Origin of the sequence: Mesorhizobium sp. M0217 (assembly GCF_040321955.1) — a bacterium.
Taxonomy (GTDB): domain Bacteria; phylum Pseudomonadota; class Alphaproteobacteria; order Rhizobiales; family Rhizobiaceae; genus Mesorhizobium.
This window is the reverse complement of the sequence record NZ_JAMYSN010000067.1, coordinates 1-1,014: the sequence shown is the minus strand read 5'-3', so window position 1 is coordinate 1,014 and position 1,014 is coordinate 1. Positions and strand designations below refer to the sequence as shown.

The window sequence follows — 1,014 nt, the reverse complement described above, 5'->3', positions numbered from 1 at the left end:
GGCGCCCGTCGCTCAAGGGGGAGAGACACCCAACTCCTGCGAGAGGGGTTCGGTCACAAGCGCGATGAGGAAGTGTGCAAGGATCCAAGGCTTTGCGATCCTTGGGTCCTTGGCGGGAGGAGAGCGCAGCCCGATCAGGCTCTTCAGGCGCTTGAAGGCGAGTTCGATGCGCCAGCGCATGCGGTAGAGCTTGAGGACCGTATCGGCGGGAAACTCCTCCCGGTCAAGCGAGGTCACAAGCAGGACGAAGCCGGCCGCAATCAGCGTCTGCGGTTGAACCTTGTTGCCCTTGGCCCTGGCTTCCTTGTTGATTTTGCGCCGCGCTTCTTGTGCCGCGGCCTCGGATTTGCGCAAGGCGATCAGGCGCATATTCACAGGCTCGCCCTTCTTGAGTGCCAGCCGGGCAGGCGTTTCGCAGACTTCCTCCCGGCAGTTCTCCAGGTAGCCGATGAGATCGAACGCCCTGCCGTTGGCGTCGAGCCATCGCGCGTTTTTCCACGACGCGCGCACAACAACATCGCCGCCTTGCGCCATCACCTTTGCGATCCGCTCGGCCTGCAGATAGGCGCGGTCACCGATGCGGATCTCGCCCGCCACCACCGGCACGCGGTCGATCAACTCGGCCTCGCTCTGGTCGGTGATCTCGATGAAGTCGAACTGCTCGCGCTCAAGCTCGAAGGCGCAGTGCATGCGCCAAAGACCATTGTTCTTCTTCTCATACGCACCGGCCTTGGCAACCGCTGTCGCATCGAGGATGCGGATCAGCCGGCCTTTGGCCAAACCTGCATCCTCGCGCTTCAAAAGGTGCCCAATCAACTGCTGCAGCCATGGTCCTGCATTGCGCAGCCGGCCAAGCAACGCCACGTCCGAAATGTCGGCAATCCCGCTCGCCGCCGCCCAGGCCACGACGCCCCGCATGCCAACCTTGCCAAGGCAGTAAGCCAGTGTCAGGCGCAACAGGTCGCTCGCCGACCTGACGCCGCGCGGGCGCAGGAACGCCTTCGTCTCGCGGGC

At 63.7% G+C, this 1,014-nt stretch carries 1 protein-coding gene; it reads right to left on the bottom strand.

Features of this window, described 5'->3' with window-relative positions; translation table 11 throughout:
* Positions 1-12: 12 nt before the first annotated feature.
* On the bottom strand, positions 13-1,014 hold a 1,002-nt coding region (locus NKJ18_RS32935), incomplete at its 5' end, for a transposase (protein WP_502906199.1).